This window comes from Rubrivivax sp. JA1026, assembly GCF_011065555.1.
GTDB classification, from domain to species: Bacteria; Pseudomonadota; Gammaproteobacteria; order Burkholderiales; family Burkholderiaceae_C; genus Rubrivivax; species Rubrivivax benzoatilyticus.
On sequence record NZ_JAALCQ010000003.1, the window covers coordinates 54941 to 70435 of the forward strand.

Consider the following 15495-nt stretch of genomic DNA (forward strand, 5'->3'; position numbering starts at 1 on the left):
GGTCAGGGCAGCTTCGAGACGGCAACGTGCTTGAGCAGTTCGCTCACCGACACGTCCATCACCTCGGTGAAGGGCTTGGGATACAGGCCCATCCACAGCACCGCGGCGGCCAGCAGGGCCAGCATCAGGAACTCGCGGGCGTCGATGTCCTGCAGTTCCTTGACGTGGTCGTTGGCCACCGGGCCGAAGTAGACGCGCTTGACCATCCACAGCGTGTACGCGGCGCCGAAGATCAGCGTCGTGGCGGCCAGGCCGGCGACCCAGAAGTTGTGCTTCACGGCGCCGAGGATGACCATCCACTCGCCGACGAAGCCGGCGGTGCCCGGCAGGCCGCAGTTGGCCATCGCGAACAGCACCGCGAAGGCCGCGAACTTGGGCATCGTGTTGACGACGCCGCCATAGGCCGAGATCTCGCGGCTGTGCACGCGGTCGTAGAGCACGCCGATGCACAGGAACATCGCGCCGGAGACGAAACCGTGCGAGATCATCTGCACGATCGCGCCGGTGACGCCGAGCTCGTTGAAGATGAAGAAGCCCAGCGTCACGAAGCCCATGTGGGCGATCGACGAGTAGGCCACCAGCTTCTTCATGTCGCGCTGCACCAGCGCGACGAGGCCGATGTAGACCACGGCGATCAGCGACAGCGTGATGATCACCCAGGCGTACTCGCGCGCCGCGTCGGGCGCGATCGGCAGCGAGAAGCGCAGGAAGCCGTAGGCGCCCAGCTTCAGCATGATCGCCGCCAGCACCACCGAGCCGCCGGTCGGCGCCTCGACGTGGGCGTCGGGCAGCCAGGTGTGCACCGGCCACATCGGCACCTTCACCGAGAACGCGGCGAAGAAGGCGACGAACAGCAGCGTCTGCGCGGCCAGCGTCAGCGGCAGCTTGTGCCAGTCCTGGATCTCGAAGCTGCCACCCGACTGGTAGTACAGGTAGACCACCGCGACGAGCATCAGCAGCGAGCCCAGCAGCGTGTAGAGGAAGAACTTGAACGCCGCATAGACCCGGCGTGCGCCGCCCCAGACGCCGATGATGATGTACATCGGGATCAGGGTGGCCTCGAAGAAGACGTAGAACAGCAGGCCGTCGGCAGCCGAGAACACGCCGACCATCAGGCCCGACAGGACCAGGAACGCGCCCAGGTACAGCGGCACGCGGTCGGTGATGACCTGCCAGCCGGCGATGACGACGATGACGGTGATGAAGGCCGTCAGCGGCACGAACCACACCGACAGCCCGTCGACACCGAGGTGGTAGTTGACGTTGAAGCGCTCGATCCAGGGCACGAGCTCCTGGTACTGCAGCGCCGCCGTGCCGGCGTCGAAGCCGGTGATCAGCGGGATCGTCACCAGGAAGCTGGCGACCGCGCCGACGAGAGCGATCCAGCGCGCGAGGTGGGGATTGCTGTCGCGGCCGACGGCCAGCAGCAAGATCCCGAAGGCGATCGGCATCCAGATCGCGAGACTCAGAAGACCCATTCTTTGCTCTCTTCTATTGCGGTCGCGAGTCAGCCCGTCAGGCCGCCGAGGAACGGCCACAGGCGCCAGGTCATGAAGCCGAAGATGCCCAGCAGCATGACGAGCGCGTACCAGTACAGGTGACCGGTCTGCACGCGGCGCAGCACGCCGGCGAGCAGGCCCACCGTCTTGGCCGAGCCGTTGACGATCGCGCCGTCGATCAGGCCGACGTCGCCCCCCTTCCACAGACCGGTGCCCAGCAGGCGCGCGCCGGCGGCCAGCACGTGCTCGTTGAACCAGTCCATGTAGTACTTGTTCTCGAGCACGGTGCGCAGCGGCTTGAGCGTGCGGTCCAGCGCGGCCGGGATCTGCGGCGCCTTCAGGTAGAAGACCCAGGCGGTGACGACACCGGCCAGCGCCAGCCAGAACGGCGCGGTCTGCAGGCCATGCAGCGCCATCGCGGTCGCGCCGTGCCACTTCTCGGCCAGCTCGGCCATCGCCGGGTGCTTCGCAGCGTCGACGAAGATCGCGCCGGCGAAGAAGTCGCCGTAGAGCATCGGGCCGATGGTCATGAAGCCGATCACGACCGAGGGCAGCGCCAGCAGCAGCAGCGGCGCGGTCACGACCCAGGGCGACTCGTGCGGCGTGGCGTCGTGGCCATGGCCGTGCTCATCGCCATGCGCGTGGTCGTCCTCCGGCGGGAAGGGCTTGTGGCGGAAACGCTCCTCGCCGTGAAAGACGAGGAAGTACATCCGGAACGAGTAGAACGCGGTGACGAAGACACCGGCCGTGACCGCGAACAGCGCGAAGCCGGCGCCCGGCAAGGTGCTGGCGTGCACCGCCTCGATGATGCTGTCCTTGGAGTAGAAGCCCGAGAACAGCGGCGTGCCGATCAGCGCCAGCGAGCCCAGCAGCGCGGTGATCCAGGTAATGGGCATGTACTTGCGCAGGCCGCCCATGTTGCGGATGTCCTGGTCATGGTGCATGCCGATGATCACCGAGCCCGCGGCCAGGAACAGCAGCGCCTTGAAGAACGCGTGCGTCATCAGGTGGAACACCGCCACCGAATACGCCGACACGCCCAGCGCCACCGTCATGTAGCCCAGCTGCGACAGGGTCGAGTAGGCGACGACCCGCTTGATGTCGTTCTGGATGATGCCCAGGAAGCCCATGAACAGCGCGGTGATCGAACCGATCACGAGCACGAAGTTCAGCGCCGTGTCCGACAGCTCGAACAGCGGCGACATGCGCGCCACCATGAAGATGCCGGCGGTGACCATCGTCGCGGCGTGGATCAGCGCCGAGATCGGGGTCGGGCCTTCCATCGAGTCGGGCAGCCAGACGTGCAGCGGGAACTGCGCGCTCTTGCCCATCGCGCCGATGAACAGGCAGATGCAGATCACGGTGATCAGCATCCAGTCCTGGCCGGGGAAGCTCAGCGCGGCCAGCTCCGGGCCCTTGGCGAAGGCCTCGGCGTAGTCCAGCGTGCCGGCGTAGGCGACGATCAGGCCGATGCCGAGGATGAAGCCGAAGTCGCCGACCCGGTTGACCAGGAAGGCCTTCATGTTGGCGAAGGTCGCGCTCGGCTTCTTGAACCAGAAGCCGATCAGCAGGTAGCTCACCAGGCCCACCGCCTCCCAGCCGAAGAACAGCTGCAGGAAGTTGTTGCTCATGACCAGCATGAGCATCGAGAAGGTGAACAGCGAGATGTACGAGAAGAAGCGCTGGTAGCCCGGGTCCTCTTCCATGTAGCCGATGGTGTAGACGTGCACCATCAGCGACACGAAGGTCACGACGCACATCATCATCGCCGTCAGGCCGTCGACGAGGAAGCCGACTTCCATCCTCAGGCCGCCGACGACGGCCCATTCGTAGATCGTGCCGGCGAAGCGGGCACCGTCCATCGCCACGGCCTTCAGCACGATGGCCGAGCAGATGAACGAGATCAGCACGCCGAGGATCGTCACCGTGTGCGCGCCGCGGCGGCCGACCGCCTTGCCGGCCAGGCCCGCGACGAGCGCACCGACCAGCGGCGCGAGCGGGACGGCGAGCAGGAGGTTTTGCGAGAGAGTCGCTGCCATGTCTGTCGTCAACCCTTCAGTTCGTCGAGTTCCTCGACGTTGATCGACGCGCGGTTGCGGAACAGCACGACGAGGATCGCCAGGCCGATCGCCGACTCGGCGGCGGCGACGGTCAGGATGAAGAACACGAAGATCTGGCCCGCCATGTCGCCCAGGTAGTGCGAGAAGGCGACGAAGTTCAGGTTGACGGCCAGCAGCATCAGCTCGATGGCCATCAGCAGCACGATCAGGTTGCGCCGGTTCATGAAGATGCCGATGACCGACAGCGCGAACAGGATGGCGCCCAGCGACAGGTAGTGGCCGAGCGTGATCGGTCCGAGGCTCATGCTTGGCCTTCCTTGTTGTCGGTCGCGGCGTCGGCCTTGACCGTGGGCACCTTGACCAGGCGCACGCGGTCGGCGCGCTTGACGCGCACCGCCATGGCCGGGTCGACGCGGCGGCTGTCCTTGCGGTGGCGCAGCGTCAGCGCGATCGCGGCGACGATGGCCACCAGCAGCAGCACGGCCGCCAGCTGCAGCGGGTACAGGTAGTGCGTGTAGAGCTCGATGCCCAGCAGCCGGGTGTTGCCCATCTCCAGCGCCTGCGCCGTCAGCTCGGGCGCCTGCGCCGGCTGGAAGCCGCGCAGCAGCACCAGCGACATCTCCAGCGCGATGACCGCGCCGACCATGCCGGCCAGCGGGAAGTGCTTCCAGAAGCCGGTGCGCACCGATTCGCTGTTGATGTCCAGCATCATGACGACGAACAGGAACAGCACCATCACCGCGCCGACGTAGACCAGCACCAGCACGATGGCCAGGAACTCGGCCTGCAGCAGCATCCAGATGCAGGCCGCGTTGAAGAAGGCGAGCACGAGGTAGAGCACGCCGTGCACCGTGCTGCGCGCGGTGATCACGCGCAGCGCGGCGAACAGCAGCACCGCGGAGAAGAGATAGAAGAGCGCCGTGGTCGTGTTCATGTTCTCAGCGGTAGGGAGCGTCCGCCTCGCGGTTGGCCGCGACTTCCTTCTCGTAGCGGTCACCGACGGCCAGCAGCATGTCCTTCGTGAAGTACAGGTCGCCGCGCTTTTCGCCGTGGTACTCGAAGATGTGCGTCTCGACGATCGAGTCGACCGGGCAGCTCTCCTCGCAGAAGCCGCAGAAGATGCACTTCGTCAGGTCGATGTCGTAGCGCGTCGTGCGGCGCGTGCCGTCGGCGCGCACGTCGCTCTCGATCGTGATCGCCATCGCCGGGCACACCGCCTCGCAGAGCTTGCAGGCGATGCAGCGCTCCTCGCCGTTCTCGTAGCGGCGCAGCGCATGCAGGCCGCGAAAGCGCGGCGACAGCGGCGTCTTCTCCTCGGGATACTGGATCGTGATCGCCTTGGACAGGAAGTGCCTGCCGGTCAGCGCCATGCCCTTGAAGATCTCGGCGAGCATGAAGCTCGACAGCACGTCCTTGATGGCGGAGGCGTTGGGCATCGTCGACCTCACTTCCAGATGTTGAACGGCGACTGGATCCACAGGCCGATCACGACCAGCCAGACCAGGGTCACCGGAATGAAGACCTTCCAGCCCAGGCGCATGATCTGGTCGTAGCGGAAGCGCGGCAGCGTCGCGCGCACCCACAGGAACATCGTCACGACGACGAAGACCTTGGCGACCAGCCAGAACCAGCCGGGGAGGAAGTCGAGGAAGGCGAACGGGGGCAGCCAGCCGCCGAGGAACAGCACGACGGTCATCGTGCTCACCAGGATCATGTTCGCGTACTCGGCCAGGAAGAACATCGCGAACGACATCCCCGAGTACTCGATCATGTGGCCGGCGACGATCTCGGACTCGCCCTCGACGACGTCGAACGGCGCGCGGTTGGTCTCGGCCAGGCCGGCGATGAAGAAGACGAAGAAGATCGGCAGCAGCGGCAGCCAGTTCCACGACAGCAGGTTGGCACCGTTGTCCACGCCCAGGCCGCGGCCCTGCGCGGCGACGATCTCGCCGAGGTTCAGCGTGCCCGAGACCATCACCACGACGACGAGCGCGAAGCCCATCGCGATCTCGTAGCTGACCATCTGCGCCGACGCGCGCAGCGCGCCGAGGAAGGCGTACTTCGAGTTCGACGCCCAGCCGGCGATGATGACGCCGTAGACCTCGATCGAGGTGATCGCCAGCAGCAGCAGCAGGCCGGCGTTGACGTTGGCCAGCACCGTCTCCGGGCCGAACGGGATCACCGCCCAGGCCGCCAGCGCCGGCGTGATCGTCATGATCGGGCCGAGGAAGAACAGGCCCTTGCTCGCCGCGGACGGACGGATGATCTCCTTGAAGATCAGCTTGACCGCGTCGGCGATCGGCTGCAGCAGGCCGCCCGGGCCGACGCGGTTGGGGCCGAGGCGGATCTGCGTGAAGCCGATGCCCTTGCGCTCCCACAGCGTCAGGTAGGCGACGCAGCCCATCAGCGGCAGCACCAGGACGATGATCTTCAGCAGCGTCCAGACCACCAGCCAGCCGCCGGGGCCGAGCGCGGCAGTGCCGTATTGGTTCAGCGAGTCCAGCATGGTCAGGCCTTCTCCACCGTGATCGGGCCGAACATCGCGCCCAGCGCGACGGTGTCCGGGTGGCCGGCGGCCACGCGCACGGCGCCGTCGGCCAGCCAGGGCTCCTCACGCGCGGCGAGCACGGCAGCGCCCTGCCCCTGCGCGACCAGCACCTTGTCGCCCTTGGCGAGACCGAGCTGGCGCCACAGCGACGACGACAGGCCGACCGGCGGCACACGCGCGTCGGCGCTGCGCTGCAGCGGCGCCGAGCGGCGCACCAGCGAGTCGGTGGCGTAGATCGGCACGTCGGCGACACGCTCGAGCGCGCCGTCGCGCGCGACCGGCGAGCCGGTGGCGGCGGCCGGCGTGTTGTCCAGACGCGCGGCGATCGTGGCCGGGTCGCCCAGCGCCTCGGCGCGCACGGCCTCGGCGCTGTCGTGATCGAAGCCCGGCAGTCCGAGCAGGTTGCCGAGCACGCGCAGCACCTTCCAGGCCGGACGCGTGTCGCCCAGCGGGCGCACGACGCCCTGGAAGCTCTGCAGCCGGCCTTCGGCGTTGACGAAGCTGCCGGCGGTCTCGGTGAACGGCGCGATAGGCAGCATGACGTCGGCGACGTCGGCCATCGCGTCCTCGAACGGCGACAGCGAGACGACGAGCCCCGAGCCACCCAGCGCGGCACGCGCGGCGGCGGCGTCGGCGGCGTCAAGCACCGGCTCGAGGTTCAGCGCGATCAGCGCCTTCATCGGCTGCGACAGCATCTGGCCGGCGTTGAACCCGCCTTCGCCCGGCAGCGCGCCGACGAGCTGCGCACCGACCGTGTTGGCCGCCTCGCCGAGGTAGCCGACGGCGGCGCCGGTGTGCTGGCCGATCCACTGCGCCAGCACCAGCAGCGCCGAGGCCTGCGGGTGTTGCGCGGCGGCGTTGCCCAGCAGCACGGCCTTGTGTTCGCCGGCGACGAGCGCGGCGGCGACGGCCTGGGCAGCTTCGCCCGGCTGTGCGGCGACCGGCGCGGCGACGCCCTTGGCGGCCGCGACGGCCGCGGCGACTTCGGCCAGCGCACCGTGCCAGCCCGACGGCAGCGCCGCCAGGTGGCCGGCCAGCGGCATCGCCCAGTCTTCGCGCGACGCCGACAGCGAATGGACGCGGGCCCCGTGGCGCGCCGCCTGGCGGATGCGCTGCGCGAACAGCGGGTGGTCCTTGCGCAGGAAGGAGCCGACGACGAACACCGTGTCCAGCGTCGTCAGCGCGGCGATCGGCAGGCCCAGCCAGCGCGCGTGGCCGGCCGGCGCGACGTTGGCGAAGTCGGCGTGGCGGGTGCGGAAGTCGACGCTCTGGCTGCCCAGGCCGCGCACGAGCTTGGCCAGCAGGTGCAGTTCCTCGACGGTGGAGTGCGCGCTGCCGAGCGCGCCGACGCCTTGCGGGCCGAACTCGGCGATGACGCGCTTCAGGCCGTCGGCGACGTAGCCCAGCGCGGTGTTCCAGTCCACGGCCTGCCACTGGCCGCCCTGCTTGATCATCGGCCGGGTCAGGCGCGACGGGCTGTTCAGCGCGTCGTAGCTGAAGCGGTCACGGTCGGCGATCCAGCACTCGTTGACGTCCTCGTTCTCGAACGGGACGACGCGCAGCACCTTGTTGGCCTTGACCTGGACGATCAGGTTGGCGCCGGTGCTGTCGTGCGGGCTGACGCTCTTGCGGCGCGACAGCTCCCAGGTCCGGGCCTGGTAGCGGAAGGGCTTGCTGGTGATCGCGCCGACCGGGCAGAGGTCGATCATGTTGCCCGAGAGCTCGCTGTCGACGGTGTTGCCCAGCATCGTCGTGATCTCGCTGTGCTCGCCGCGGTGGACCATGCCGAGCTCCATGACTCCGGCGATCTCCTGGCCGAAGCGCACGCAGCGCGTGCAGTGGATGCAGCGCGACATCTCCTCCATCGACAGCAGCGGGCCGACGTCCTTGTGGAAGACGACGCGCTTCTCCTCGCTGTAGCGCGAGGCGAAGCCGCCGTAGCCCATCGACAGGTCCTGCAGCTGGCACTCGCCGCCCTGGTCGCAGATCGGGCAGTCCAGCGGGTGGTTGATCAGCAGGAACTCCATCACGCCCTTCTGGGCGCGGACGGCCTTCTCGCTGTTGGTGCGCACCACCATGCCCTGCGTGACCGGGGTCGCGCAGGCCGGCATCGGCTTCGGGGCCTTCTCGATCTCGACCAGGCACATGCGGCAGTTGGCCGCGATCGAGAGCTTCTTGTGGTAGCAGAAGTGGGGAACGTAGGTGCCGGCCGCGTCGGCGGCATGCATGACCATGCTGCCTTCGGCGACCTGGACCTTTTTCCCGTCGAGTTCGAGTTCGATCATGCGAGCCCTAGGCGTGCTGGGAGACCATGCAGGTCTTGTGTTCGACGTGCCAGGCGAATTCGTCGCGGAAGTGCTTCAGCATGCCCTGCACGGGCATGGCAGCCGCGTCACCGAGGGCGCAGATCGTGCGGCCCTTGATGTTGTCCGCGACGGAGTCGAGCAGCGCCAGGTCCTCGGCGCGCCCCTTCCCGGTCTCGATGCGTTCCACCAGGCGCCACAGCCAGCCGGTGCCCTCGCGGCACGGCGTGCACTGGCCGCAGCTCTCGTGCTGGTAGAAGTAGGACAGGCGCATCAGGCTCCTGACCATGCAGCGCTTGTCGTTCATGACGATGACGGCGCCCGAGCCCAGCATCGAGCCGGCCTTGGCGATGGCGTCGTAGTCCATCGTCAGGTCCATCATCACCCGGGCCGGCAGCACCGGGGCCGACGAGCCGCCGGGGATCACCGCCTTCAGCGCCCCGCCCTTCACGCCGCCGGCCATCTCCAGCAGCGTGGCGAAGGGCGTGCCCATCGGGATCTCGAAGTTGCCCGGGCGCTCGACGTCGCCGACCACCGAGAAGATCTTCGTGCCGCCGTTGTTCGGCTTGCCGACCTCGAGGTAGGCCTGGCCGCCGTGGTTGATGATCCACGGCACCGCGGCGAAGGTCTCGGTGTTGTTGATCGTCGTCGGCTTGCCGTACAGGCCGAAGCTCGCCGGGAACGGCGGCTTGAAGCGCGGCTGGCCCTTCTTGCCTTCGAGCGACTCGAGCAGCGCCGTCTCCTCGCCGCAGATGTAGGCGCCGAAGCCGTGGAAGGCGTGCAGCTGGAAGCTGTGCTGCGAGCCGAGGATGTTGTCGCCGAGGAAACCGGCGGCACGCGCCTCGTCCAGCGCCTCCTCGAAGCGCTGGTAGACCTCGAAGATCTCGCCGTGGATGTAGTTGTAGCCCGTGCGGATGCCCATCGCGTAGGCCGCGATGCACATGCCTTCGATGACGATGTGCGGGTTGTACGAGAGGATGTCGCGGTCCTTGCAGGTGCCGGGCTCGCCCTCGTCGGAGTTGCACACCAGGTACTTCGGCCCGGGGAACTGGCGCGGCATGAAGCTCCACTTCAGCCCCGTCGGGAAGCCCGCGCCGCCGCGGCCGCGCAGTGCCGACAGCTTGACCTCGGCGATGACCTGGTCCGGCGTCATGCCCGGGCCGCCGTCGGCGCCCAGGATCTTCTTCAGCGCCGAGTAGCCGCCGCGCGCGACGTAGTCGGCCAGGCGCCAGTTGCGGCCGTCGAGGCCGGCGTAGATCTGCGGCTGCAGGTGCCGGCCGTGGAAGCAGGTCTCGACACCGCGGGTCTTGAACTTGGACAGGTCGACCATGCTCATCCTTCCTTGCGCAGCGTCTCGATCAGCTCGTCGAGGCGCTCGTCGCTCATGAAGCTCAGCATCTCGCGGTCGTTGACGAGCATCACCGGCGCGTCGGCGCAGGCGCCCAGGCACTCGCTGGGCTGGACGGTGAACAGGCCGTCCTCGGTCGTGCCGTAGGGCTCGACGCCGAGCTTCTTGCAGACGTGGTCCAGCGCATGCTCGCCGTGGCGCAGCTGGCACGGCAGGTTGGTGCAGACGTTGAGCTTGTACTTGCCCACGCGCCGCTGGTTGTACATGTTGTAGAAGGTCGTGACCTCGTGGACCGCGATCGCCGGCATGCCCAGGTAGGCGGCGATCGCCTCCTCGGCTTCCTGCGACACGTGGCCCTGCTCGTGCTGGACGATCGCCAGACAGGCCATCACGGCCGACTGCTTCTGGTCGGCGGGGAACTTGGCCACTTCGCGCGCGAAGCGCGCCAGCGTGGCTTCGGAGAAATTCATCGATCGACCTCGCCGAACACGATGTCCATGGTGCCGATGATCGCGACCGCGTCGGCGAGCATGTGGCCGCGCGCGAGCTCGTCGAGCGCGGCCAGATGCACGAAACCCGGCGGACGGATCTTCATGCGGTAGGGCTTGTTCGCCCCGTCGCTGATCAGGTAGATGCCGAACTCGCCCTTGGGGTGCTCGACGGTGGCATAGGCCTCGCCCTCGGGGACGTGCATGCCTTCGCTGAAGAGCTTGAAGTGGTGGATCAGCTCTTCCATGTTGGCCTTCATGTCCACGCGGGCCGGCGGCGCGACCTTGTGGTTGTCGGTGATGACCGGGCCGGGGTTCGCACGCAGCCAGTCCACGCACTGCTGCACGATGCGGTTGGACTGGCGCATCTCCTCCATGCGGACGAGATAGCGGTCGTAGGTGTCGCCCTTCACGCCGACCGGGATGTCGAAGTCGACGCGGTCGTAGGCGTCGTAGGGCTGCTGCTTGCGCAGGTCCCAGGCGATGCCCGAGCCGCGCAGCATCGGGCCGGAGAAGCCCAGGTTCAGCGCGCGCTCGGGGGTGACGACCCCGATGCCGACGGTGCGCTGCTTCCAGATGCGGTTGTCGGTGAGCAGCGTCTCGTAGTCGTCGACGCGGCTGGGGAAACGCTTGACGAAGTCCTCGATGAAGTCGAGCAGCGAGCCCTGGCGGTTGGCGTTCAGCTCCTTGAGCGCGCGCTCGTTGCGGATCTTGCTGAACGTGTACTGCGGCATCGCGTCCGGCAGGTCGCGGTAGACGCCGCCCGGACGGAAGTAGGCCGCGTGCATGCGTGCGCCCGACACCGCCTCGTACATGTCGAAGATGTCCTCGCGCTCGCGGAAGGCGTAGAGGAAGACGTTCATCGCGCCGCAGTCCATGGCGTGCGTGCCCAGCCACAGCAGGTGGTTGAGCAGGCGCGTGAGTTCGGCGTACATCGTGCGGATGTACTTGGCGCGCAGCGGCACCTCGATGCCCAGCAGCTTCTCGACCGCCAGGCAGTAGGCCTGCTCGTTGACCATCATCGACACGTAGTCGAGACGGTCCATGTACGGCAGGTTCTGCAGGTAGGTCTTGGTCTCGGCGAGCTTCTCGGTGGCGCGGTGCAGCAGGCCGATGTGCGGGTCGGCGCGCTGGATGACCTCGCCGTCGAGCTCGAGCACGAGGCGCAGCACCCCGTGCGCGGCCGGGTGCTGCGGGCCGAAGTTCAGCGTGTAGTTCTTGATCTCGGCCATCAGTGCAGCCCGCCGTAGTTGTCCTCGCGCACGACGCGCGGAATGATCTCGCGCGGCTCGATCGTCACCGGCTGGTAGATCACGCGCTTCTTCTCGGGGTCGTAGCGCATCTCGACGTTGCCGGTGGTCGGGAAGTCCTTGCGCATCGGGTGACCGATGAAGCCGTAGTCGGTGAGGATGCGGCGCAGGTCGAGGTGGCCCTCGAAGACGATGCCGTAGAGGTCGAAGGCCTCGCGCTCGAACCAGTTGGCCGAGCCCCAGATGTCGTTGACCGAAGCCACCACCGGCAGGTCGTCGTCGGGGCAGAAGACCTTCAGGCGCAGGCGCCAGTTGTGCGTCACCGACAGCAGGTGCGAGACGACGCAGAAGCGCGGGCCGTCCCAGGGCTGGTTGCGGTAGTCCGAGTAGTCGACGCCGCAGAGGTCGACGAGCTGCTCGAAGCGCAGTTCGGGCGTGTCGCGCAGCGTGCGCGCGACGTCCAGGTAGTCGGCGGCGCCGACGGTGATGGTGATCTCGCCGAGCGCGCGCACGGACGTGCGGATCTTGCCGGCCAGCGCGCTTTCGAGGGCGCTCTGCAGGAGGTCGAGTCGGATGCTCATCGTGCGGATCGCGCGGTCAGCGCGCGATGGTGTTTTCGCGTCGGATCTTGCTCTGCAACTGCATGATCCCGTACAGCAGCGCCTCGGCCGTCGGCGGGCAGCCCGGCACGTAGACATCCACCGGAACGATGCGGTCGCAGCCGCGCACGACGGAGTAGCTGTAGTGGTAGTAGCCGCCGCCGTTGGCGCAGGAGCCCATGCTCAGCACCCAGCGCGGCTCGGCCATCTGGTCGTAGACCTTGCGCAGCGCCGGCGCCATCTTGTTGCACAGCGTGCCGGCGACGATCATCAGGTCGCTCTGGCGCGGACTGGGCCGGAACAGCATGCCGAAGCGGTCCATGTCGTAGCGCGCGGCGCCGGCATGCATCATCTCGATGGCACAGCAGGCGAGGCCGAAGGTCATCGGCCACAGCGATCCGGTCTTGGACCAGTTGATCAGCTTGTCCACCGAGGTGGTGACGAAGCCTTCCTTGATGACGCCTTCGATTCCCATAGCGTGTCTCCCAGCCGGCCGGGTTCAGTCCCAGTCCAGCGCGCCTTTCTTCCACTCGTAGACGAAGCCGACGACGAGGATGCCGAGGAACAGCATCATCGCCCAGAACCCGGTCGCGCCGATGTCGTGCAGGGCGACGGCCCAGGGGAAGAGGAAAGCGATCTCGAGATCGAAGAGGATGAAGAGGATGGCGACGAGGTAGTAGCGCACGTCGAACTTCATGCGTGCGTCCTCGAAGGCCTCGAACCCGCATTCGTACGGGCTGTTCTTCTCGACGTCCGGCCGGTTGGGGCCGAAGATGAAGCCGAGGACCTGTGGCGCGACGCCGACGGCAAGGCCGACGAGCACGAACAGGATGACGGGGAGGTAGGCCTGGATGTCCATGTTTCTTTGATCCTAGTCAGAGTCCCGTCAGGTTCTGTCAGGTCGAAAAAAAACGCGCCTCGAACAGCCTACACGACTGCCCGACGGGCGCGCTTCTCGCCCGTTCGGATTGCTCCTCGGGGCGGCGTTGCCGGATGCTTGGACCACCTCCGGACAACACGTCACTCGGTCTTTGGTGCCGACGGCGAGACTCGAACTCGCACAGCTTTCGCCACTACCCCCTCAAGATAGCGTGTCTACCAATTTCACCACGTCGGCAAGACGTCAAACTCTGGCGCTTACTGTCTGGTTGGCATGAGGGTCGCTCACCAGACAAAGACGCATTCTATATCGATTCGCGGTTTCTTTCTCGTAAAGCCTTACAGACGATTCAGTCGCGCTCAATTCGCACCGGTCGCGCCGGAGGCCGGCGCCGCCGGGGTCAGCGCACCCGGAATCGCACCGGTGGCCGGCGCGCTGGGTTCGGCCGGGGCCGTGGGCGCCGCGCGGTCGAGAACGCTGCCGCGCTCCTGGGACGGGCCTCGCACGCTGTTGGACATGAAGGCCAGCGCCAGCGTGCAGCAGAAGAAGAGCGTCGCGCAGGCCGCCGTCGAGCGCGACAGGAAGTTCGCGCTGCCGGTGGCACCGAACAGGCTGCCCGAGGAGCCGCCGCCGAACGAGGCGCCCATGTCGGCGCCCTTGCCGTGCTGGATCAGCACGAGGCCGATCATCGCCAGGGCCGACAGGATCTGCAGGACGAGGATGAGGTTCATCCAGATGTGCATGGGAAAACTCCGGGAAATACTCAGGCCGCGGCGCGGCAGATCGCGATGAAGTCGGCGGCCTTCAGCGAGGCACCGCCGATCAGCCCGCCGTCGATGTCGGGTTGCGCGAACAGCGTCGCGGCGTTGTCCGCCTTGACGCTGCCGCCGTAGAGGATGCGCATCGTCTGGCCGCGGCCGGTGGCGGCCTGCAGCTGCGCACGCAGCACCGCGTGCACCGCCTGCGCCTGCTCGGGCGTCGCAGTGCGGCCGGTGCCGATGGCCCAGACGGGCTCGTAGGCAACGACGATCTCGCTGGCGCAGTGCGTCAGCTGGTGGATCACCGCCGACAGCTGGCGCTTGACGACAGCCTCGGTCTCGCCGGCGTCACGCTGCTCCAGCGTCTCGCCGACGCAGACGATCGGCGTCACGCCACGCGCCAGCGCCGCCTGCGCCTTGCGCGCGACGACGGCGTCGCTCTCGGCGTGGTAGGCGCGGCGTTCGGAGTGGCCGACGATGGCATAGCGGCAGCCGCATTCGGCCAGCATCGCCGCCGACACCTCGCCGGTGTAGGCGCCCTGCTCGTGCTCGGAGACATCCTGCGCACCCCAGCGCAGGTCCGTGCCGGCCAGCGTCGCCGCGGTTTCGGACAGGAACACGTGGGGCACGCAGACCGCCACGTCGGCGGCGTAAGGCCGGCCGGCGATCAGCGCGGCCAGCAGCTCGGCATTGGCCGGGCGGCTGCCATGCATCTTCCAGTTGCCCACCACGAGCTTGCGTCGCATCTTGGGAGTCCTCGAGAAGGGGTTCACCAGCTCAGCACGATCTTGCCGACGTGCGAACCGGATTCCATCAGCGCGTGCGCCGCGGCCGCCTCGGCCGCCGGAAACACGCGATGCACGACCGGCTTGACGGCGCCGGTCTCCAGCAAGGGCCAGACCTGCTCGTGCAGCGCACGGGCCAGGCCGGCCTTGTAGCCGACGCTGCGCGCACGCAGCGTCGAGCCGGTGATCGTGATGCGCTTGCGCAGCACCTGGCCGGCGTCGAAAGCGCTGGCCGTGCCGCCCTGGACCGCGATGATCGCCAGGCGGCCGTCGACCGCCAGGCACTCGACCTCGCGCGCGACGTAGTCGCCGGCGACCATGTCGAGCACGACGTCGACGCCGCGGCCATCGGTCAGGCGATTGGCTTCGGCGGCGAAGTCCTGCGTGCGGTAGTTGATCGCGTGGTCGGCACCGATCGCCCGCGCGGCGGCGCACTTGTCGTCGCCGCCGGCGGTGACGATCACCTGCGCGCCGAAGGCCTTGGCGAGCTGGATCGCGGTGACGCCGATGCCGCTCGTGCCGCCTTGCACCAGCAGCGTCTCGCCACGCGCCAGGCGCGACAGGGCGAACACGTTCTGCCAGACGGTGAAGAAGGTCTCGGGCAGGCTCGCCGCCTCGACCATCGTCAGCCCGCGCGGCACCGGCAGGCACTGCGCCGCCGGAGCGACGCACTGCTCGGCATAACCGCCGCCGGCGACCAGCGCACAGACCGCGTCGCCGATCGCCAGCCCCGCGGCCGCGAGATCCTCGGGCGCACCGTCGAGCACCGTCCCGGCGACCTCCAGACCGGGAAGGTCGGAAGCGCCCGGCGGCGGCGGGTAGTGGCCGCGGCGCTGCAGCACGTCCGGGCGGTTGACGCCCGAAGCCTGCACCGCGATCAGCAGCTCGCCGGCCGCCGGCACCGGCGCCGGGCGCTGCACGATCTGCAGCACCTCGGGCCGGCCGAAACGGCTGATCTCGACAGCACGCATCGCTGC

16 protein-coding genes and 1 tRNA gene are annotated in these 15495 nt (G+C 68.0%); all 17 read right to left on the reverse strand.

Annotated features, from left to right (window positions below; translation table 11 throughout):
- Positions 1–2: 2 nt before the first annotated feature.
- The 17 genes from G5B56_RS06695 to G5B56_RS06775 all read right to left on the reverse strand — a co-directional run bounded on the left by G5B56_RS06695 (position 3) and on the right by G5B56_RS06775 (position 15489).
- Positions 3–1478 carry an NADH-quinone oxidoreductase subunit M gene (locus G5B56_RS06695; protein WP_164962723.1) on the reverse strand — a complete coding sequence of 492 codons (1476 nt, stop codon included), beginning with the start codon at positions 1476–1478 and terminating at the stop codon, positions 3–5.
- 29 nt (positions 1479–1507) lie between these two features.
- Entirely contained in the window at positions 1508–3538 is a 2031-nt protein-coding gene (gene nuoL / locus G5B56_RS06700) for an NADH-quinone oxidoreductase subunit L (RefSeq protein ID WP_009857758.1), read from the reverse strand.
- A gap of 8 nt (positions 3539–3546) precedes the next feature.
- A complete protein-coding gene (nuoK, locus tag G5B56_RS06705) occupies positions 3547–3864 on the reverse strand; it encodes an NADH-quinone oxidoreductase subunit NuoK (protein ID WP_009857757.1) in 318 nt (105 codons plus the stop codon).
- Positions 3861–4493, reverse strand: a complete 633-nt coding sequence (locus tag G5B56_RS06710; protein ID WP_009857756.1) for an NADH-quinone oxidoreductase subunit J — start codon at positions 4491–4493, stop codon at positions 3861–3863. The genes nuoK and G5B56_RS06710 overlap by 4 nt, the downstream gene beginning before the upstream one ends.
- Positions 4494–4497: 4 nt before the next feature.
- Entirely contained in the window at positions 4498–4995 is a 498-nt protein-coding gene (nuoI, locus tag G5B56_RS06715; RefSeq protein ID WP_009857755.1) for an NADH-quinone oxidoreductase subunit NuoI, read from the reverse strand.
- Positions 4996–5003: 8 nt separating this feature from the next.
- On the reverse strand, positions 5004–6065 hold the full coding sequence (nuoH, locus tag G5B56_RS06720; protein WP_164962724.1) for an NADH-quinone oxidoreductase subunit NuoH: 1062 nt from the start codon (positions 6063–6065) through the stop codon (positions 5004–5006).
- 2 nt (positions 6066–6067) lie between these two features.
- The gene (gene nuoG / locus G5B56_RS06725) at positions 6068–8392 is read right to left on the reverse strand and encodes an NADH-quinone oxidoreductase subunit NuoG (protein ID WP_164962725.1); all 2325 of its coding nucleotides are present in this window, start codon (positions 8390–8392) and stop codon (positions 6068–6070) included.
- A gap of 7 nt (positions 8393–8399) precedes the next feature.
- Positions 8400–9746 (reverse strand): NADH-quinone oxidoreductase subunit NuoF, encoded by a 1347-nt coding sequence (gene nuoF, locus G5B56_RS06730; RefSeq protein WP_009857752.1) that lies wholly within the window; start codon positions 9744–9746, stop codon positions 8400–8402.
- On the reverse strand, positions 9743–10228 hold the full coding sequence (gene nuoE, locus G5B56_RS06735; protein ID WP_009857751.1) for an NAD(P)H-dependent oxidoreductase subunit E: 486 nt from the start codon (positions 10226–10228) through the stop codon (positions 9743–9745). Before nuoE ends, nuoF begins: the two co-directional genes overlap by 4 nt.
- Positions 10225–11478, reverse strand: coding sequence for an NADH-quinone oxidoreductase subunit D (locus G5B56_RS06740; protein ID WP_009857750.1), 1254 nt, complete (start codon positions 11476–11478; stop codon positions 10225–10227). Before G5B56_RS06740 ends, nuoE begins: the two co-directional genes overlap by 4 nt.
- Positions 11478–12077 (reverse strand): NADH-quinone oxidoreductase subunit C, encoded by a 600-nt coding sequence (locus G5B56_RS06745; RefSeq protein ID WP_009857749.1) that lies wholly within the window; start codon positions 12075–12077, stop codon positions 11478–11480. Before G5B56_RS06745 ends, G5B56_RS06740 begins: the two co-directional genes overlap by 1 nt.
- A 16-nt stretch (positions 12078–12093) precedes the next feature.
- Positions 12094–12570 carry an NADH-quinone oxidoreductase subunit B family protein gene (locus G5B56_RS06750; RefSeq protein ID WP_009857748.1) on the reverse strand — a complete coding sequence of 159 codons (477 nt, stop codon included), beginning with the start codon at positions 12568–12570 and terminating at the stop codon, positions 12094–12096.
- A 24-nt stretch (positions 12571–12594) separates the two neighbouring features.
- On the reverse strand, positions 12595–12954 hold the full coding sequence (locus G5B56_RS06755) for an NADH-quinone oxidoreductase subunit A (protein WP_009857747.1): 360 nt from the start codon (positions 12952–12954) through the stop codon (positions 12595–12597).
- A 173-nt stretch (positions 12955–13127) separates the two neighbouring features.
- Positions 13128–13212: transfer RNA gene (locus G5B56_RS06760), tRNA-Leu, on the reverse strand.
- 122 nt (positions 13213–13334) lie between these two features.
- Entirely contained in the window at positions 13335–13718 is a 384-nt protein-coding gene (secG, locus tag G5B56_RS06765) for a preprotein translocase subunit SecG (protein ID WP_009857746.1), read from the reverse strand.
- 20 nt (positions 13719–13738) lie between these two features.
- Positions 13739–14479, reverse strand: a complete 741-nt coding sequence (gene tpiA / locus G5B56_RS06770) for a triose-phosphate isomerase (RefSeq protein WP_164962726.1) — start codon at positions 14477–14479, stop codon at positions 13739–13741.
- Between the two features lie 23 nt (positions 14480–14502).
- A complete protein-coding gene (locus G5B56_RS06775) occupies positions 14503–15489 on the reverse strand; it encodes an NAD(P)H-quinone oxidoreductase (protein WP_164962727.1) in 987 nt (328 codons plus the stop codon).
- Positions 15490–15495: the final 6 nt, after the last annotated feature.